Origin of the sequence: Pseudomonas sp. NY15372 (assembly GCF_048068215.1) — a bacterium.
GTDB classification, from domain to species: domain Bacteria; phylum Pseudomonadota; class Gammaproteobacteria; order Pseudomonadales; family Pseudomonadaceae; genus Aquipseudomonas; species Aquipseudomonas guariconensis_A.
Genome location: NZ_JBLUPY010000001.1, coordinates 121,492 through 139,940, shown reverse-complemented (window position 1 = coordinate 139,940; position 18,449 = coordinate 121,492). Strand labels below are relative to the sequence as shown.

Here is an 18,449-nt window from a genome sequence, read left to right as displayed (position 1 = left end):
CTCGTTATTCCTGGATGACGTCAGCGCCTTCCGGGATCTTGAACTGGAACGTGCTCGCCGGGATCGGCTCGTTGGCCTTGACCCCGTTGAACAGGATATTGGTACGCTGGCCCACGCTGTCGACCAGTTGCATGTCATTGATCAGCCCGCGGCGGAACGACACGCGCAGCGAGTCGAACAGCGTGTCCTTGGTCTTGGGCTTCAAGGTGAAGTCCATGACTTCGCCCTGCTCCTTGGAGGTGATGTCGAAGCTCTGGCTGATCTTCGACACATCGCCGGACAGCAGCAGCGCCGGGGTCTGGTTCAGGCGTACGTCGAGCTTCTTGACCGTGGCCTGCTCCAGGTCCGGGTCCCACAGGGTGACTTTCTGGCCATCGGACACCACCACCTGCTCCTGGGGCGCATCGGTGTGCCAGTAGAACAGGCCTGGGCGCTTGACCGACATCTGCCCGCTGGTCTCCTGCAAGCTGGTGCCGCTGGCGTCCAGGGTCAGCTGGGAGAAACGGGCGGAAAGGGTCTGGGACTTTTCCAGCAACTGGGTCAGGCGCGCCACATCCTTCTCGTCGGCATGGGCCGACACCGCGCCCAGGGCCAGGGCAGAAACCAACAGCATGCGAATCGCGCGCATGGGAATCCTCGTCGAACAGTGGGTAGGCCGGGCACCGCCATTGGCACCCGGCAAGGTGATCATCAATCGCGCGGGCCACCCGGGGCAATCACTTCCCGCGAGCCGTTGCTGTTCATGGGGGTGACCACGCCGGCCATCTCCATCGCCTCGATCATTCGCGCGGCACGGTTGTAGCCGATCTTGAGCTTGCGCTGCACCGCGGAAATCGACGCCCGGCGGCTTTCCAGCACGAACTGCACCGCTTCGTCGTACAGGGCGTCGGCTTCCGGGTCGTCGCCGTCGCCACCACCACCGCCGCCGCCTTCGAAGCCGCTGCCGGCCTCCTCGACGCCGTTGAGGATGTCGTCGTTGTAGTCCGGCGCACCGCGCATCTTCCATGCCTCGACCACGCGATGGACCTCGTCGTCGGAGACGAATGCGCCATGCACGCGGATCGGCAGGCTGGTGCCCGGCGGCATGTAGAGCATGTCCCCGTGGCCAAGCAACTGTTCGGCACCGCCCTGATCGATGATGGTCCGCGAGTCAATCTTGCTCGACACCTGGAACGCCATACGCGTCGGGATGTTGGCCTTGATCAGGCCGGTGATCACGTCCACCGAGGGGCGCTGGGTGGCGAGGATCAGGTGGATACCGGCGGCGCGGGCCTTCTGGGCGATACGGGCGATCAGCTCTTCCACCTTCTTGCCGACGATCATCATCATGTCGGCGAATTCGTCGACGATCACCACGATGGTCGGCAGCGTCTTCAGTGCCGGCGGCTCGTCGTCCATGCTCTCGCGGCGATACAGCGGGTCGTGAATGATCTCACCGGCCTCCTGGGCGTCCTTGATCTTGCGGTTGAAGCCGGCCAGGTTACGTACACCCATGGCCGCCATCAGCTTGTAGCGCCGCTCCATCTCGGCCACGCTCCAGCGCAGGGCGTTGGCAGCGTCCTTCATGTCGGTGACCACCGGGCACAGCAGGTGCGGGATGCCCTCGTAGATCGACAGTTCGAGCATCTTCGGGTCGATCATGATCAGCCGCGCGTCTTCCGGGCTGGACTTGAACAGGATCGACAGGATCATCGCGTTCACGCCCACCGACTTACCGGAGCCGGTGGTACCAGCCACCAGCAAGTGCGGCATCTTGGCCAGATCGGTGATCACCGGCTTGCCGCCGATGTCGTGGCCCAGGGCCAGGGTGACCGGCGACTTCTGCTCGTCGTACTGCGGCGTAGAGAGCACCTCGGAGAAGCGCACCATCTGCCGGTTCTCGTTGGGGATCTCGATACCCACGGTGGTCTTGCCGGGGATGACCTCGACCACGCGCACGCTGGTCACGGCCAGCGAACGCGCCAGGTCCTTGGCCAGGTTGGCGATACGGCTGACCTTGACGCCGGCAGCCGGCTGGATCTCGTAGCGGGTGATCACCGGGCCCGGGTGGATCGAGTCCACCGATACTTCGACGCCGAATTCCTTGAGTTTGATTTCCAGCAGGTGGCCGACACCGGCCAGGGACTCTGGCGAGTATTCGATCTTCTTCTGCTCGGCCGGGTCGAGGATGGAGATCGATGGCAGGGTGCCCTCGACGGCGCTGTCGACGAACAACGGCGCCTGTTTTTCCTTCATCACCCGCTTGCTCGGCTCCGGCGCCTTGACCGGGGCCGGCATGATCACCGGGGCCGGCTGCTGTTCGCGCTGGGCCACATGCTTGGTCAGGGCCTCGTCGCGTTCGATGATGCGCTCGCGGGCCTTGGCCTGTTCGCGTTTGTCCGGCACCACCGGCGCCACCACTTCGTCGACCTGCTCGTCCACCTCGCGCAGCTGCGCCACCAGGCGCTTGCGCTCGTTGCGGGCCTCCCACCAGCGGTTGGCCGCGCCCTGCACCAGCTCGAACAGATCGAGGGTGATCTTGCCGGTGATGTCCATCACCTTGAACCACGACAGGTCGGTGAACACCGTCAGGCCGAACAGGAACAGGGCAATGAACATCAAGGTGCTGCCCTGCACGTTCAGCAGGTTGCGCGCCAGCTCGCCCAGGCTCTCGCCCAGGGCGCCGCCCGCGGAGAACGGCATGCTCGCCGGCGGGTGGAAATGGATATGCGCCAGGGCCGCGCCCGACAGCACCAGGAACACCAGGCCGATGAGCCGCCAGGAGAACAGCCAGCCGCTCCACTCCCAGGGCTGGTGGCGCTCACGGAAGATCTGCCAGGTCTTGATCGCCAGCAGCAACGGGAAGATGTAGGCGAAGTAGCCCAACACCATGAACAGGATATCGGCGAAATAGGCACCGGCACGGCCGGCGGCGTTCTGCACCTGGTCGACGTTGCTGGTGTGGCTGAAGCCCGGGTCTGCCGTGTCGTAGGTCAGCAGTGCCATCCACAGGTACAGGCACAGGGCACCGACAGCGATTAGCGCGCCTTCCTTGAGGCGGTAATGCAGCTGCTGGCGCCACAGGGGCACGGGCAAGGGGGTCGGGGTTGCGGTGGATTTCTTCAAAACGCGTCTATTCCTGCGCTTGCTGCGCGTCCAGTAGTGTGTCCGGTCAATGAACCACTACTTTTAACATTACTGCCCGCCAGTCGCCATGGCAGCGCGCCACGGGCATGAACGGGGCGGATTCCCTATGGGTGCAATTTGAGCACGCATTTACTTTCGTGACAAAGGCTTATGCTGTGTTTTTGCACAGGTGTGACAGCAAATACGCCGGATGGTGCCGGTGGCGGCATGCATGTGCATGAAATCGCCCCGCACAGCGGTCTGACCCACCGCCATCGCCGGCAATCCGGCTCCTACGACGCCAGGCCGGCACAAGGCCAGAGATTGACCTCCTCGACCCTGCACGCCATGCTGCCCTCTCCCCTCCCCCACCACCGAAAGACCATGCTCACCTGGCTGACCCGCGATTCCCTGACCTTCCCGCCCCTGGACAAGGCCCTGCACGACCCCAACGGCCTGCTCGCCGCGGGCGGCGACCTGACCCCGGAGCGCCTGGTGCAGGCCTATCGCCATGGCTGCTTCCCCTGGTACCAGGACGGCCAGCCGATCCTCTGGTGGTCACCCGACCCTCGCACCGTGTTGTTCCCCGACGAATTGCATGTATCCCGCTCGCTGGCCAAGTTCATCCGCCAGGGCCATTGCCAGGTCAGTTTCGATACCGACTTCGCTGCGGTCATCGCTGCCTGCGCCGCCCCGCGCGACTACGCCGACGGCACCTGGATCACCGACAGCATGCAAGCGGCCTATTGCGAGCTGCACCGGCGCGGCATCGCCCACTCGGTGGAGGTGCGCCAGAACGGTGAACTGGTCGGCGGCCTGTATGGCCTGGCCATGGGTCGGCTGTTCTTCGGCGAATCGATGTTCAGCCGCGCCGACAATGCCTCCAAAGTGGGCTTCGTCGCCTTGGTCGAGCACCTGAAGGCCGCCGGCTTCGTACTGATCGACTGCCAGATGCCGACCAACCACCTGCACAGCCTTGGCGCCCGCGCCATCAGCAGGGCCAGCTTCGCCGAGCACCTGGCGCGCCACCTCGACCAGCCCAACACAGCCACCTGGGCTCGCTAGGCGAGTTCTGCCAGCTGGCTTACACTTAAATCAAAGTCTTGCCGAGGGGTCGATCATGACAGAGCTGGCGCGGTTGAAGTTCTATGCCACTCAGCCCCACGCCTGCAGTTACCTGCCGGACGAGCAGGCGACTACGCTGTTCCTGGACCCCAGCCAACCGATGGACGTGCATGTGTATGCCGACCTTTCGGAAATGGGTTTCCGCCGCAGTGGCGACCACCTGTACCGCCCCCATTGCCAGCATTGCAATGCTTGCGTGCCTGCCCGCATCCCGGCGGCGCGCTTCATTCCCAACCGCCAGCAACGACGCATCCTCAAGCGCAACGCCGACCTGACCGTCACCGCCGCCCGCCCGGCCTTTCGCGAAGAATATTTCGACCTCTACCGGCGCTACATCGAGCAACGCCACGCCGATGGCGACATGTACCCGCCGAGCCGTGACCAGTTTTCCACCTTCCTGGTACGCGACCTGCCGTTCTGCTGGTTCTATGAATTCCGCCTCGAAGGCCGGCTGATGGCCGTGGCCGTGTGCGACCTGCTGCCCAACGGCCTGTCGGCGGTCTACACCTTCTACGAACCGGAAGAAGAACGCCGCAGCCTGGGGCGCTACGCCATCCTCTGGCAGATCACCGAAGCCCTGCGCCAGGACCTGGAAGCGGTCTACCTGGGTTACTGGATCAAGAACTGCAAGAAAATGAACTACAAGACCCAGTACCGGCCTATCGAACTGCTGATCAACCAGCGGTGGGTTACCCTCAATTGAAAGCATTGGCTTAAAACACAGTTTTCGGGCATAATCCACGCCACTTTTTTTGCCCGGTGCAGTTGTGCGTCGGGCCATCACTGGATACCGAGGGCTTTACTGCATGTCGAAAGAAGACAGCTTCGAAATGGAAGGTACTGTCGTCGACACCCTGCCCAACACCATGTTCCGCGTGGAGTTGGAAAACGGGCACGTCGTAACCGCGCACATCTCTGGGAAGATGCGCAAGAACTACATCCGCATTCTCACTGGCGACAAGGTCCGCGTCGAACTGACGCCGTACGACCTGAGCAAGGGCCGCATCACCTACCGTGCGCGCTAAGCTCCAGCCATGAAAAAGCCCGGCCATGTGCCGGGCTTTTTTATGCCTGTCAGATATAGAGGGCTGCTTTGCAGCCATCGCGAGCTGCGCTTGCTCCTACGGGGTTATGCATCCCGTAGGAGCGAGCAAAGCTCGCGATGGGCCGCAACGTGGCCCTGCTGTCACGCAACCTCGGCCGTGGTCTCGAAGTCGAACACCAGCTCGCCATCACGCAGGTCGACGTGCACCACCCCGCCATGCTCGGACAACTCGCCGAACAGGATCTCCTCGGCCAACGGCCGCTTGATCTTGTCCTGGATGAGCCGCGCCATGGGCCGTGCACCCATCTGCACGTCGTAGCCGGAGGCGGCCAGCCACCCGCGGGCGTCATCGCTGACTTCCAGCAGCACACGCTTGTCCTCGAGCTGCGCCTGCAGTTCGATGAGGAACTTGTCGACGATGCTCTTGATGGTTTCGTGACTCAGGCGGCCGAACTGGATGATGGTGTCCAGACGGTTGCGGAACTCGGGCGTGAAGCTCTTGCGGATCACTTCCATGGCATCGGAAGTGTGGTCCTGCTGGGTGAAGCCGATCGAGGCCCGCGCGGCGGTTTCGGCGCCGGCGTTGGTGGTCATGATCAGAATCACGTTGCGGAAGTCCGCCTTGCGCCCGTTATTGTCGGTCAAGGTCCCGTGGTCCATCACCTGCAGCAGCAGGTTGAAGACTTCCGGGTGGGCCTTCTCGATTTCGTCGAGCAGCAGCACGCAGTGCGGTTGCTTGGTGATCGCCTCGGTCAACAGGCCACCCTGGTCGAACCCGACATAGCCTGGCGGTGCACCGATCAGGCGCGACACGGTATGCCGCTCCATGTACTCGGACATGTCGAAGCGCACCAGCTCGACGCCCAGGGCCTTGGCCAACTGGCGTGCGGCCTCGGTCTTGCCCACGCCGGTGGGGCCGGCGAACAGGAACGAACCGACCGGCTTGTCCGGCGCCTTGAGCCCGGCACGGGAGAGCTTGATCGCGGTCGCCAGCGAGTCGATGGCGGCATCCTGGCCGAACACGGTGAGCTTGAGATCACGCTCGAGGTTACGCAGCAGTTCCTTGTCGGAACTGGTGACATGCTTGGGCGGGATCCGCGCGATCTTGGCGACGATGTCCTCGACCTGCGACACGTCGATGCGCTTGACCCTGTTGGCCTCCGGCTGCAGGCGCTGGTAGGCGCCGGCCTCGTCGATCACGTCGATGGCCTTGTCCGGCATGTGCCGGTCATTGATGTAGCGCGCAGCCAGTTCGGCGGCGGCGCGCAGGGCCTCGTCGCTGTACTCGATGTTGTGGTGAGTCTCGAAGCGGCCCTTCAGGCCACGCAGGATGCCCACGGTGTCTTCCACCGACGGCTCGGTGACGTCGACCTTCTGGAAACGCCGCGCCAGGGCCCGATCCTTCTCGAAGATACCGCGAAACTCCTGGAACGTGGTCGAACCGATGCAGCGAATATCCCCGGAGGACAGCAGCGGCTTGAGCAGGTTGGACGCATCCATCACCCCGCCCGATGCCGCACCGGCACCGATGATGGTGTGGATCTCGTCGATGAACAGGATCGCCTGCGGACGCTTGCGCAGCTCGCCGAGCAGCGCCTTGAAGCGCTTCTCGAAGTCGCCGCGGTACTTGGTACCGGCCAGCAAGGCGCCGAGGTCGAGGGAGTAGACGACGCTCTGGGCCAGCAGGTCAGGCACCTGGCCGTCGACGATACGCTTGGCCAGGCCTTCGGCGATGGCGGTCTTGCCCACGCCAGCCTCACCGACCAGCAGCGGGTTGTTCTTGCGCCGGCGGGCGAGGATCTGGGCGACCCGCTCGACTTCCTGTTCGCGACCCACCAGTGGGTCGATGCGGCCCAGGCGGGCCAGTTCGTTCAGGTTGCTGGCATAGGCGTCCAGGGGGTTGCTCGAGGACGCGGCTTCGCCACCTTCCTCGTCCTGCATGTCCTGGTCGCTTTCGCTGTGCGAACCGTGGCCCGGCACCTTGGAGATGCCATGGGCGATGTAGTTGACCACGTCGATGCGCGCCACGCTCTGCTGCTTGAGCAGGAACACGGCCTGGCTTTCCTGTTCGCTGAAGATCGCCACCAGCACGTTGGCGCCGGTGACTTCGCGCTTGCCGGAGCTCTGCACATGGAACACGGCACGCTGCAGGACGCGCTGGAAGCCCAGGGTCGGCTGGGTTTCGCGGTCCTCGTCATGAACGGGAATCAGCGGTGTGGTGGAATCGATGAACTCTTGCAGGTCGTGCTTGAGCTTGTCGAGATTGGCACCACAGGCGCGAAGAACGGTCGCGGCGGCCTCGTTGTCAAGGAGTGCAAGCAGCAGGTGTTCGACGGTCATGAACTCATGACGCTTCGAACGAGCCTCCTTGAAGGCCAGATTGAGGGTGACTTCGAGCTCGCGGTTTAACATAGCTTCACCTCATACCCAAGTGGTCGGCGATTAACCGTCCTTCTCGATTTCACAGAGTAGCGGATGCTGGCTTTCCCTGGCGTATTGGTTGACCTGCATGGCCTTTGTCTCGGCGATGTCACGGGTAAACAATCCGCACACTGCCCGCCCTTCGGTATGGACGGTCAGCATGATCTTGGTCGCCAGCTCGCGGTTCAGATTGAAGAACGTCTCGAGCACTTCGACGACGAAATCCATTGGCGTGTAGTCATCGTTGAACAAAACCACCTTGTACATCGGTGGCGCCTGCAGGATCGGCTTGGCTTCCTGTACCGCCAGACCGGAGCCGTCGTCCTCGTTCGATTGCGGGCGATCCTGATTGAATGTTAGTCGAATCTGGCTGAGTGGTTGCATGGAAAGAATTTCATCATATCGACAGGTTAAGGTAGTGGGTTGACCGCGCAGGCCGCTTCCGGCGCGGGCGCCGTCTGACCTTGACTATCGGCAAAACGGTGTTACAACCAATAAGAACCCACCGTGGTCGATAAAGATCCGCGCAGTCAACCAGATTTTTTCGCATGGTTCGTATGCGGATGACCGGATGATACTCCAGTGATGGAGTCCTTTGCAGAGGGACATGAGGATGGCGAGCGGTAAAGTCAAGTGGTTCAACAATGCCAAGGGCTATGGTTTCGTCAACGAGGAGGGTAAAAGCGAAGACCTGTTCGCCCACTATTCGCATATCCAGATGGACGGCTACAAGACGCTCAAAGCTGGCCAGTCCGTGACCTTCGACATCGTCCAGGGTCCTAAAGGGCTGCACGCCGTGAACATCGCCAACACTGGCGCCACCCAGGCCAAGGTCGAGGCCCAGCCGGCAGGCGACACCGTACAGGCCTGACCCGCCCCACCTTCTGCAGGCACATCGGCAGCCGGCCAGCCCCGCAAGGGCTGGCCGGTTTTCATTGGCCTCACATGTGCTTGATCATTTCGTCGCCGAAGCCGGAGCTGCTGACCAGCGTGGCCCCTTCCATCAAGCGCTCGAAGTCATACGTGACGGTCTTGGCGGCGATCGCGCCATTGGTCCCCTTGATGATCAGGTCGGCCGCCTCGGTCCAGCCCATGTGGCGCAGCATCATCTCTGCCGAGAGGATCACCGAACCCGGGTTGACCTTGTCCTGCCCGGCATACTTGGGCGCAGTGCCATGGGTAGCCTCGAACATGGCCACGGTGTCGGAGAGGTTGGCACCCGGGGCGATGCCGATGCCGCCGACCTCGGCCGCCAGGGCATCGGAGAGGTAGTCGCCGTTGAGGTTGAGGGTCGCGATCACATCGTATTCGGCTGGGCGCAGCAGGATCTGCTGGAGCATGGCGTCGGCAATCGCGTCCTTGACGATCACCTCACGGCCGCTCTTGGGGTTCTTGAACTTCATCCATGGGCCGCCGTCGAGCAGCTCGGCGCCGAACTCGTCCCGGGCCACCTCGTAGCCCCAGTCCTTGAAGGCCCCTTCGGTGAACTTCATGATGTTGCCCTTGTGCACCAGGGTCAGCGACTCGCGGTCGTTGTCCACCACATACTGCAGGGCCTTGCGAACCAGGCGCTTGGTGCCTTCCCGGGAGACTGGCTTGACGCCGATGCCGCAGTCCTGGTCGAAACGGATCTTGGTGACACCCATTTCCTCCTTGAGGAACTTGATCACCTTGTTCGCCTCCGGGGAACCGGCCTTCCATTCGATGCCGGCATAGATGTCCTCGGAGTTCTCGCGGAAGATCACCATGTCGACATCGCCCGGCTTCTTGACCGGGCTCGGCACGCCCTGGAACCACAGCACCGGGCGCAGGCAGACGTACAGGTCCAGCTGCTGGCGCAGGGCCACGTTCAGCGAGCGGATGCCGCCACCGACTGGCGTGGTCAGTGGGCCCTTGATCGACACGACGTAGTCGCGCACCGCATCGAGCGTTTCCTGGGGCAGCCAGGTGTCCTGGTCGTATACCTGGGTGGCCTTCTCGCCGGCATACACTTCCATCCAGGCGATCTTGCGCTTGCCACCGTAGGCCTTCTGCACGGCGGCATCCACCACCTTGATCATCACCGGCGAAACATCGACACCGATACCGTCGCCCTCGATGTACGGGATGATGGGGTTGTCGGGAACGTTGAGCGAATGGTCTGCATTGACGGTGATCTTGGCACCGTCCGCCGGAACCTTGATTTTCTGGTATCCCATGCTGCACTACTCCGCTTTTTCCAGGTGTGATTGGACATCCTGCGATCCAATGAGCCTAAACCACATCCGCCGACCTGCAAGGGATGCGACAACCGACCACATTGCAGATACGTCTTTGGTCTTATAAATGGGCCGATATCACTTGGCCTTGCTGAATCGCCCGAATGGTTTGGTATACTGCGCCGCGACCGAAGGGTCATCGGGGCGATCCCTAGGCAAAATGCGGACCGCCCTTGGCCATGAATGGATACCAAGCCTGGCCACTAAGCCTGTGCTGTTACCGCAGCCCAGCACTTGACGCTCGACTGATGCATCCACCATCACCGCTCGCAGCCTCTCGACTTTCCGCTCATGGCACTGCCAGAGCGATGCGCCTACCCTGCGCACCACGAGACTCGAGCACGCTCAGCACACAGAGAGTTAACCCGCATGCCCACCCGTTCCAAGATCATCTATACCTTCACCGACGAAGCCCCCGCCCTCGCCACCTACTCGCTGCTGCCGATCATCGAAGCCTTCACCGCTTCGGCTGACATCGCCGTCGAAACCCGCGACATCTCCCTGGCTGGCCGCATCCTCGCCGCCTTCCCGGAGCAACTGGGCGCAGAGAAGCAAGTAGGCGATCACCTGGCGGAACTGGGCCAGCTGGCTACCACCCCTGAAGCCAACATCATCAAGCTGCCGAACATCAGCGCCTCGGTACCGCAGCTCAAGGCCGCGATCAAGGAACTGCAAGCCAAGGGTTTCAACATCCCGGACTACGCCGACGAGCCGGCCACCGCGGAAGAAAAAGAGTCGCGCGCCCGCTACGACCGCATCAAGGGCTCTGCGGTGAACCCGGTACTGCGCGAAGGCAACTCCGACCGCCGCGCCCCGCTGTCGGTCAAGAACTACGCCCGCAAGCACCCGCACAAGATGGGCGCCTGGGCTGCCGACTCCAAGTCGCACGTTGCCCACATGACCCAGGGCGACTTCTATGGCAGCGAGAAAGCTGCGCTGATCGAAGGCGATGACAGCCTGCGCATCGAGCTGGTCGCCAAGGACGGTTCCACCACCGTCCTGAAGGAAAAGACCGCCGTCAAGGCCGCCGAAGTCATCGACTGTGCCGTCATGAGCCGCAAGGCCCTGAAAGCCTTCATCGCCGAGCAGATCGCCGATGCCAAGGCCTCCGGCGTGCTACTGTCGGTACACTTGAAAGCCACCATGATGAAGGTTTCCGACCCGATCATGTTCGGCGTCATCGTCGAAGAGTTCTACAACGACGTGCTGGCCAAGCACGCCGCTGCACTGGCCGAAGTGGGCTTCAATGCCAACAACGGCATCGGCGACCTGTACGCCCGCATCAAGGACCTGCCAGCCGACAAGCAGGCCGAGATCGAAGCCGACATCCAGGCCCTGTACGCCGTTCGCCCGGCGCTGGCCATGGTCAACTCCGACAAAGGCATCACCAACCTGCATGTACCGAGCGACGTCATCGTCGACGCCTCGATGCCTGCGATGATCCGCGACTCGGGCAAGATGTGGAACACCGCCGGTGAACTGCAAGATGCCAAGGCCGTCATCCCTGACCGCTGCTACGCCGGCATCTACCAGGCCGTGATCGAAGACTGCAAGGCCAACGGTGCCTTCGACCCCACCACCATGGGCAGCGTGCCGAACGTCGGCCTGATGGCGCAGAAAGCCGAAGAGTACGGTTCCCACGACAAGACCTTCCAGATCAAGGCCGACGGCGTCGTACGCGTGGTCGATGGCAAGGGCCAGGTGCTGCTGGAGCAGAGCGTCGAGGCCGGCGACATCTTCCGCATGTGCCAGACCAAGGACGCGCCGATCCAGGACTGGGTCAAGCTGGCCGTCAACCGTGCCCGCCTGAGCAACACCCCGGCGGTGTTCTGGCTCGACCCTGCCCGCGCCCACGACGGCGTGATGATCGAGAAGGTGCAGAAGTACCTGAAGGACCACGACACCAGCGGCCTGGACATTCGCATCCTGGCTCCGGTCGATGCCATCAAGTTCTCCCTGGCCCGTATCCGCGAAGGCAAGGACACCATCTCGGTGACCGGCAACGTACTGCGCGACTACCTGACCGACCTGTTCCCGATCATGGAGCTGGGCACCAGCGCCAAGATGCTGTCGATCGTTCCGCTGATGAACGGCGGTGGCCTGTTCGAAACCGGTGCCGGCGGTTCGGCACCTAAGCACGTGCAGCAGCTGGTCGAAGAGAACTTCCTGCGTTGGGACTCGCTGGGTGAATTCCTGGCCCTGGCCGCTTCCCTGGAGCACCTGGGCAACACCTACGACAACCCGCGCGCCAAGGTCCTGGCCAACACCCTGGACCAGGCCACCGGCAAGTTCCTCGATACCAACAAGTCGCCTTCGCGCAAGGTCGGCGGTATCGACAACCGCGGCAGCCACTTCTACCTGACCCTGTACTGGGCCGAGGCACTGGCCGCCCAGAACGACGACGCTGCCCTGCAGGCACGCTTCGCCCCTCTGGCCAAGACCCTGGCCGAGAACGAAGCGACCATCGTCGCCGAACTGGCCGCCGTCCAGGGCAAGCCGGCCGACATCGGTGGCTACTACGCCCCGGATGCCGAGCTGACCGCCAAGGTGATGCGCCCAAGCCAGACCCTGAACAGCGCCATCGCCGCCCTGTAAGGTTCGCTTGAAGTAACAGCACAAACCCCGGCCACGCACCGGGGTTTGTGCTTTCTGGGAACAAGGGCTGCTCTGCAGCCCATCGCCGGCAAGCCTGCACAGGTACTGCATCAGGCTCTATGTTTGCACAGTGCCTGTGGGAGCTGGCTTGCCGGCAATGGGCCGCAAAGCGGCCCCAGCAATCCAAAGGGACATATCAATGACCTGGCAACCCCACATCACCGTCGCCACCATCGTCGAACACGAGGGCAAGTTCCTCTTCGTAGAAGAGTTCAAGGCCGGCCAGCACGTGTTCAACCAACCCGCCGGCCACCTGGAGCCCAACGAGACCCTGCCCCAGGCCGCCCTGCGCGAAACCCTGGAGGAAACCGCCTGGGAGGTCGAACTCACCGGCGTGGTCGGCATCTACCTCTATACCGCCCCCAGCAACGGCGTGACCTACCAGCGCATCTGCTTCGCCGCCCGCCCCGTGCGTCACCACGAAGGCCGCGCCCTGGACAGCGACATCGTGCGCGCTGTCTGGCTGACCCGTGAAGCGCTGCTGGCCGACCCTACACGCTGGCGCAGCGAGCTGGTGCCACGCTGCCTGGACGACTACCTCGCCGGCCCGCTGCACAGCCTCACACTGCTACGCGACTGACGCGAAGCCCCCGGCCTGATAGAATCGGAATTTTTCCCCCAGATACACACCGGTAGCCATGACCAGCCCAGCACTCAAAGACCCCGCCAAGACCCGCGTCATCGTCGGCATGTCCGGCGGCGTGGACTCTTCCGTCTCCGCCCTTCTGCTCATGGAGCAGGGCTACCAGGTGGAAGGTCTGTTCATGAAGAACTGGGAAGAAGACGACGGCACCGAATACTGCACCGCCCGTGAAGACCTGGCCGACGCCCAGGCCGTGTGCGACCGCATCGGCATCAAGCTGCACACCGCCAACTTCGCCGCCGAATACTGGGACAACGTTTTCGAACACTTCCTGGAAGAATACAAGGCAGGCCGTACGCCGAACCCGGACATCCTCTGCAACCGCGAGATCAAGTTCAAGGCGTTCCTCGACTACGCCCTGTCCCTGGGCGCCGACCTGATCGCCACCGGCCACTACGTGCGCCGTCGCGACACCGGCGAGCTCACCGAGCTGCTCAAGGGCCTGGACCCGAACAAGGACCAGAGCTACTTCCTGCATGCCGTCGGCGGCAAGGAAATTGCCCGCACCCTGTTCCCGGTGGGCGAACTGGAAAAGCCCGAGGTGCGCGCCATCGCCGAGAAACACGGCCTGGCCACGGCCAAGAAGAAGGATTCCACCGGCATCTGCTTCATCGGCGAGCGCCGCTTCAGCGACTTCCTCAAGCAGTACCTGCCCGCCCAGCCCGGCGACATCGAGACCACCGACGGCGAAGTGATCGGCCGCCACCACGGCTTGATGTACCACACCATCGGCCAGCGCCAGGGCTTGGGCATCGGCGGCCTGAAGGACGCCGGCGACGAGCCGTGGTACGTGCTGCACAAGGACCTTACCCGCAACGTGCTGGTGGTCGGCCAGGGCAATGAACACCCCTGGTTGTTCTCCCGCGCCCTGCTGGCCTCGGATATCTTCTGGGTCAACCCGATCGACCTGGTCAACCCGCGTCGGCTCACCGCCAAGGTGCGCTACCGCCAGGGCGACCAGGCATGCACCCTGGAACGCACCGAGAGCGGCTACCGCGCGGTGTTCGACGAGCCGCAGCGCGCCGTCACGCCAGGCCAGTCGGTGGTGTTCTACGATGGCGAGGTGTGCCTGGGCGGCGGCGTGATCGAGGCTGCCGAGCCCTGGAGCCCGCGCCAATGAACAACATCCAGGAGCAACTGGTCGCCTTGGGCGGCGTGTTCCAGGCCGCGGTGCTGGTCGACCGCATCGCCCGCACCGGCCAGGCCAGCGAGGCCAACATCGGCTGCATGCTCGGCAGCCTCCTGGTCCGCGACCCCAAGGACACCCTGGAGGTGTTCGGCGGCGACGACCTGAACCTGCGTGACGGCTACCGTGCGCTGGTCGGTGCCCTGGAGCGCGACCCCAGCAGCCTGCAACGCGAGCCTCTGCGCTATGCCCTGTCGATGCTGGGCCTGGAGCGCCAGCTGGCCAAGCGCGACGACATGCTCGACACCATCGGCAAGCGCCTGCCGCAGATCCAGGCCCAGGCCGACCACTTCGGCCTGGTTCACGATAATGTCATCGCTTCCAGTGGAGCCTTGTACCAGGACACCCTGAGCACTCTGCGCCAGCGGATCCAGGTGCACGGCGACATGCGCTTCCTGCAGCAGGCCGGTAACGCCTCGAAGATCCGCGCCCTGCTGCTGGCTGGCATCCGCGCCGCGCGCCTGTGGCGCCAACTGGGCGGGCACCGCTGGCAGCTGGTGTTCAGCCGGCGCAAGTTGCTCAACCAACTGTACGACATGATGCGCAGCCCCTCCTGACAGGGGTTTGACAGTTCCGGCCCTATCGCCGGCAAGCCAGCTCCCACAGGTACTGCATCGGCCTTGGGCACAGTGCAAATCCTGTGCCGGCTTGCCGGCGATAGAGCCGGAACAGGCAATACACAATGCCGCACCTGATATATGGCCTGACCTTTGGTCAGCCACCCGACTCGGGCGCATTTTTCATGTATGATATGCGCCCTTCCAAAAGCCTGACTGTCCGAGAACACCCCATGCAGCTCTCCTCGCTCACTGCGGTTTCCCCTGTAGACGGCCGCTACGCCGGCAAAACCCAGGCCCTGCGCCCCATCTTCAGCGAATTCGGCCTGATCCGTTTCCGCGCCCTGGTCGAGGTGCGCTGGCTCCAACGCCTGGCCGCCCACCCGCAGATCGGCGAAGTGCCGGCGTTCTCCGCCGAAGCCAACGCCCTGCTGGACAGCCTGGCCACCGATTTCAAGCTCGAGCATGCCGAGCGCGTCAAGGAAATCGAGCGCACCACCAACCATGACGTCAAGGCCATCGAGTACCTGCTCAAGGAGCAGGCCGCGACCCTGCCGGAACTGGCCAAGGTCAGCGAGTTCATCCACTTCGCCTGCACCAGCGAGGACATCAACAACCTGTCCCACGCCCTGATGCTGCGCGCCGGCCGTGACGAAGTGCTGCTGCCGCTGATGCGCCAGATCGCCGACGCCATCCGCGCCCTGGCCCACCAGTACGCCGACGTGCCGATGCTGTCGCGCACCCACGGTCAGCCGGCTTCGCCGACCACCCTGGGCAAGGAACTGGCCAACGTGGTGTACCGCCTGGAGCGCCAGATCGCCCAGGTCGCCGCCGTGCCGCTGCTGGGCAAGATCAACGGCGCCGTGGGCAACTACAACGCCCACCTGTCGGCCTATTCGCAGGTCGACTGGGAAGCCAACGCCCGCGCCTTCATCGAAGACGAGCTGGGCCTGGTGTTCAACCCCTACACCACCCAGATCGAGCCGCATGACTACATTGCCGAGCTGTTCGACGCCATCGCCCGCTTCAACACCATCCTGATCGACTTCGACCGCGACGTGTGGGGCTACATCTCCCTGGGCTACTTCAAGCAGAAGACCGTCGCCGGCGAAATCGGCTCCTCGACCATGCCGCACAAGGTCAACCCGATCGACTTCGAGAACTCCGAAGGCAACCTGGGTATCGCCAACGCGCTGTTCCAGCACCTGGCCAGCAAGCTGCCGATTTCCCGCTGGCAGCGCGACCTGACCGACTCCACCGTGCTGCGCAACCTGGGCGTGGGCTTCGCCCACAGCGTCATCGCCTACGAAGCCAGCCTCAAGGGTATCGGCAAGCTGGAAATCAACACCCAGCGCATCGCCGCCGACCTGGACGCCTGCTGGGAAGTGCTCGCCGAGCCGATCCAGACCGTCATGCGCCGCTTCAACATCGAGAACCCCTACGAGAAGCTCAAGGAGCTGACCCGTGGCAAGGGCATTACCCCTGAAGCGCTGCTGACCTTCATCGACGGCCTGGACATGCCGGCCGAAGCCAAGGCCGAGCTCAAGCTGCTCACCCCGGCGACCTACATCGGTAACGCGGCAGCCCAGGCCAAGCGCATCTAAGCTGACCCTCGCGTTCAACGCCCGGCTTGGCCGGGCGTTTTTATTCCCGGATAAAAACTAAGTTTTTTCAATAGGTTGAACATGAATCCTGATACTCCACTGCAGCTGCTTGGTGGCCTGACAGCCCGTGAATTCCTGCGTGACTATTGGCAGAAGAAGCCCCTGCTGGTGCGCCAGGCCTTCCCGGACTTCGAAAGCCCCCTCGACCCCGACGAGCTGGCCGGCCTGGCCCTGGAAGAGGAAGTCGAGTCGCGCCTGGTGCTCGAGCACGGCGAGCGCCCCTGGGAACTGCGCCGCGGCCCGTTCGCCGAGGACAGCTTCGCCGACCTGCCGGCGCGTGACTGGACCTTGCTGGTCCAGGCCGTGGACCAGTTCGTGCCGGAAGTGGCCGAACTGCTGGAGCACTTCCGCTTCCTGCCCAGCTGGCGCATCGACGACGTGATGGTCAGCTTCGCCGCGCCCGGCGGCAGCGTCGGCCCGCATTTCGACAACTACGACGTGTTCCTGCTCCAGGGCCACGGCAAGCGCAACTGGAAGGTCGGCCAGATGTGCGACAGCGACAGCCCGCTGATCGAGCACGCCGACCTGCGTATCCTGGCCGACTTCGAACAGAGCGACGAGTGGACCCTGGAGCCGGGCGACATGCTCTACCTGCCGCCACGCCTGGCCCACTATGGCGTGGCCGAGGACGACTGCCTGACCTACTCGGTAGGCTTCCGCGCCCCGAGCGCCGCCGAGGTACTGACCCACTTCACCGACTTCCTCAGCCAGTTCCTGCCCGAGGAAGAGCGCTACAGCGACGCCGACGCCCAGCCGGCCAGCGACCCCCACCAGATCCAGCATGACGCCCTGGACCGCCTCAAGGCACTGTTGGCCGAGCACATGGGTGACGAGCGCCTGCTGCTGACCTGGTTCGGCCAGTTCATGACCGAGCCGCGTTATCCGGAGCTGGTGTCGGGCGAGGAGCTGAGCGAAGACGACCTGATCGACAGCCTGGAACAGGGCGCCATCCTGATTCGCAATCCCAGCGCGCGCCTGGCCTGGTCGGAAGTCGACGACAACCTGCTGCTGTTCGCCAGCGGCCAGAGCCGCCTGCTCTCGGGCCACCTGCGCGAGCTGTTGAAGCTGGTGTGCGCCGCCGACGCCCTGCACATCGAAAACCTCGTACAGTGGCTCGAAGACGAAGAAGGGCTGACACTGCTTTGCCAACTGGTCAAACAAGGAAGCCTGGGATTTGCCAATGAATAAGATCAGCGTTCGCCTCGCCGACTGGCACAAAGACAACGCCGATATCCGCCGCATCCGCGAAGCGGTGTTCGTTGCCGAGCAGCACATTCCGCCGGAGCTGGAGTTCGACGCCGAGGACCAGGACGCCCTGCACTTCCTGGCCCTGGAAGGCGACTACCCGATCGGCACCGCCCGGCTGCTGCCCGACGGCACCATCGGCCGCATCTCGGTGCTCAAGGACTGGCGTGGGCTGAAGGTCGGCGACATGCTGGTGCGCGCGGTGATCGTCGAGGCGCAGAACCGCGACCTCAAGCAGCAGATGCTCAGCGCCCAGGTACATGCCACACCGTTCTACGAGCGCCTGGGATTCCGCGTCGTCAGCGAGGAATTCCTCGAGGCCGGCATCCCGCACGTGGACATGGTGCGCGACTCGCGCGAACTGGCCTGACGCCACACCCCTGTAGGAGCGGCCTCGTGCCGCGAGCGGGTAGCACGCAGCCCCAGCTACCTTGGCGCACCGGGGCCGCTTTGCGGCCCTTTCGCGGCACGAGGCCGCTCCTATAGGTCTGCGCCACCCGAAAAACTGTATATCCATCCAGATAAAGCTTGCCTACACGCCCTGG

At 63.6% G+C, this 18,449-nt stretch carries 16 protein-coding genes; 11 read left to right on the top strand and 5 right to left on the bottom strand.

The genetic code is table 11. The features are described 5' to 3' along the window. Positions 1–4: 4 nt before the first annotated feature. Both lolA and ftsK read right to left on the bottom strand, forming a co-directional pair. On the bottom strand, positions 5–628 hold the full coding sequence (lolA, locus tag ACNFG0_RS00625) for an outer membrane lipoprotein chaperone LolA (RefSeq protein ID WP_196143248.1): 624 nt from the start codon (positions 626–628) through the stop codon (positions 5–7). A gap of 62 nt (positions 629–690) precedes the next feature. After that, complete coding sequence (gene ftsK, locus ACNFG0_RS00620) at positions 691–3,105, bottom strand: DNA translocase FtsK (protein ID WP_196143249.1); 2,415 nt, start codon at positions 3,103–3,105, stop codon at positions 691–693. A gap of 384 nt (positions 3,106–3,489) precedes the next feature. Here ftsK and aat point away from each other — a divergent pair, with 384 nt between their 5' ends. From aat to infA, 3 genes are all read left to right on the top strand, one after another. Then, on the top strand, positions 3,490–4,170 hold the full coding sequence (aat, locus tag ACNFG0_RS00615; protein WP_416763866.1) for a leucyl/phenylalanyl-tRNA--protein transferase: 681 nt from the start codon (positions 3,490–3,492) through the stop codon (positions 4,168–4,170). Positions 4,171–4,225: 55 nt separating this feature from the next. Then, on the top strand, positions 4,226–4,933 hold the full coding sequence (locus ACNFG0_RS00610; RefSeq protein WP_084855706.1) for an arginyltransferase: 708 nt from the start codon (positions 4,226–4,228) through the stop codon (positions 4,931–4,933). Between the two features lie 103 nt (positions 4,934–5,036). Next, complete coding sequence (infA, locus tag ACNFG0_RS00605) at positions 5,037–5,255, top strand: translation initiation factor IF-1 (RefSeq protein ID WP_002553999.1); 219 nt, start codon at positions 5,037–5,039, stop codon at positions 5,253–5,255. Between the two features lie 161 nt (positions 5,256–5,416). On the opposite strand, the gene clpA is transcribed toward infA, so the two are convergent. Together clpA and clpS are read right to left on the bottom strand one after the other, a co-directional pair. Next, entirely contained in the window at positions 5,417–7,687 is a 2,271-nt protein-coding gene (clpA, locus tag ACNFG0_RS00600; protein ID WP_196143250.1) for an ATP-dependent Clp protease ATP-binding subunit ClpA, read from the bottom strand. Positions 7,688–7,717: 30 nt separating this feature from the next. Further along, positions 7,718–8,080, bottom strand: coding sequence for an ATP-dependent Clp protease adapter ClpS (clpS, locus tag ACNFG0_RS00595; RefSeq protein WP_043212233.1), 363 nt, complete (start codon positions 8,078–8,080; stop codon positions 7,718–7,720). A 229-nt stretch (positions 8,081–8,309) separates the two neighbouring features. Between clpS and cspD the strand changes: the two genes are divergently transcribed. Further along, positions 8,310–8,567, top strand: a complete 258-nt coding sequence (gene cspD / locus ACNFG0_RS00590) for a cold shock domain-containing protein CspD (RefSeq protein ID WP_196143251.1) — start codon at positions 8,310–8,312, stop codon at positions 8,565–8,567. Positions 8,568–8,637: 70 nt separating this feature from the next. Here the strand turns inward: cspD and icd are convergent, their stop codons facing one another. Continuing rightward, on the bottom strand, positions 8,638–9,894 hold the full coding sequence (gene icd / locus ACNFG0_RS00585) for an NADP-dependent isocitrate dehydrogenase (RefSeq protein WP_196143252.1): 1,257 nt from the start codon (positions 9,892–9,894) through the stop codon (positions 8,638–8,640). A gap of 429 nt (positions 9,895–10,323) precedes the next feature. Between icd and ACNFG0_RS00580 the strand changes: the two genes are divergently transcribed. From ACNFG0_RS00580 to ACNFG0_RS00550, 7 genes are all read left to right on the top strand, one after another. After that, positions 10,324–12,549, top strand: coding sequence for an NADP-dependent isocitrate dehydrogenase (locus tag ACNFG0_RS00580; RefSeq protein ID WP_196155417.1), 2,226 nt, complete (start codon positions 10,324–10,326; stop codon positions 12,547–12,549). A 199-nt stretch (positions 12,550–12,748) separates the two neighbouring features. Then, positions 12,749–13,189 (top strand): NUDIX hydrolase, encoded by a 441-nt coding sequence (locus ACNFG0_RS00575; RefSeq protein ID WP_196155418.1) that lies wholly within the window; start codon positions 12,749–12,751, stop codon positions 13,187–13,189. A gap of 58 nt (positions 13,190–13,247) precedes the next feature. Further along, on the top strand, positions 13,248–14,372 hold the full coding sequence (gene mnmA, locus ACNFG0_RS00570) for a tRNA 2-thiouridine(34) synthase MnmA (RefSeq protein WP_196143255.1): 1,125 nt from the start codon (positions 13,248–13,250) through the stop codon (positions 14,370–14,372). Further along, complete coding sequence (hflD, locus tag ACNFG0_RS00565; protein ID WP_196155419.1) at positions 14,369–14,995, top strand: high frequency lysogenization protein HflD; 627 nt, start codon at positions 14,369–14,371, stop codon at positions 14,993–14,995. The genes mnmA and hflD overlap by 4 nt, the downstream gene beginning before the upstream one ends. Before the next feature lie 233 nt (positions 14,996–15,228). Continuing rightward, positions 15,229–16,599, top strand: a complete 1,371-nt coding sequence (purB, locus tag ACNFG0_RS00560; RefSeq protein WP_196143257.1) for an adenylosuccinate lyase — start codon at positions 15,229–15,231, stop codon at positions 16,597–16,599. A gap of 81 nt (positions 16,600–16,680) precedes the next feature. Further along, positions 16,681–17,847 carry a cupin domain-containing protein gene (locus ACNFG0_RS00555; RefSeq protein WP_196143258.1) on the top strand — a complete coding sequence of 389 codons (1,167 nt, stop codon included), beginning with the start codon at positions 16,681–16,683 and terminating at the stop codon, positions 17,845–17,847. Beyond that, positions 17,840–18,274, top strand: a complete 435-nt coding sequence (locus ACNFG0_RS00550) for a GNAT family N-acetyltransferase (RefSeq protein WP_196143259.1) — start codon at positions 17,840–17,842, stop codon at positions 18,272–18,274. Before ACNFG0_RS00555 ends, ACNFG0_RS00550 begins: the two co-directional genes overlap by 8 nt. Positions 18,275–18,449: the final 175 nt, after the last annotated feature.

Bases quoted from the DNA above. Each gene is read 5' to 3' on its own strand.
- ACNFG0_RS00580 (WP_196155417.1), top strand. From the start codon at position 10,324: ATGCCCACCCGTTCCAAGATCATCTATACCTTCACCGACGAAGCCCCC.
- icd (WP_196143252.1), bottom strand. From the start codon at position 9,894: ATGGGATACCAGAAAATCAAGGTTCCGGCGGACGGTGCCAAGATCACC.
- purB (WP_196143257.1), top strand. From the start codon at position 15,229: ATGCAGCTCTCCTCGCTCACTGCGGTTTCCCCTGTAGACGGCCGCTAC.
- mnmA (WP_196143255.1), top strand. From the start codon at position 13,248: ATGACCAGCCCAGCACTCAAAGACCCCGCCAAGACCCGCGTCATCGTC.
- ACNFG0_RS00550 (WP_196143259.1), top strand. From the start codon at position 17,840: ATGAATAAGATCAGCGTTCGCCTCGCCGACTGGCACAAAGACAACGCC.
- hflD (WP_196155419.1), top strand. From the start codon at position 14,369: ATGAACAACATCCAGGAGCAACTGGTCGCCTTGGGCGGCGTGTTCCAG.
- clpS (WP_043212233.1), bottom strand. From the start codon at position 8,080: ATGCAACCACTCAGCCAGATTCGACTAACATTCAATCAGGATCGCCCG.
- aat (WP_416763866.1), top strand. From the start codon at position 3,490: ATGCTCACCTGGCTGACCCGCGATTCCCTGACCTTCCCGCCCCTGGAC.
- ACNFG0_RS00575 (WP_196155418.1), top strand. From the start codon at position 12,749: ATGACCTGGCAACCCCACATCACCGTCGCCACCATCGTCGAACACGAG.
- ACNFG0_RS00555 (WP_196143258.1), top strand. From the start codon at position 16,681: ATGAATCCTGATACTCCACTGCAGCTGCTTGGTGGCCTGACAGCCCGT.
- ACNFG0_RS00610 (WP_084855706.1), top strand. From the start codon at position 4,226: ATGACAGAGCTGGCGCGGTTGAAGTTCTATGCCACTCAGCCCCACGCC.
- infA (WP_002553999.1), top strand. From the start codon at position 5,037: ATGTCGAAAGAAGACAGCTTCGAAATGGAAGGTACTGTCGTCGACACC.
- cspD (WP_196143251.1), top strand. From the start codon at position 8,310: ATGGCGAGCGGTAAAGTCAAGTGGTTCAACAATGCCAAGGGCTATGGT.
- lolA (WP_196143248.1), bottom strand. From the start codon at position 628: ATGCGCGCGATTCGCATGCTGTTGGTTTCTGCCCTGGCCCTGGGCGCG.
- clpA (WP_196143250.1), bottom strand. From the start codon at position 7,687: ATGTTAAACCGCGAGCTCGAAGTCACCCTCAATCTGGCCTTCAAGGAG.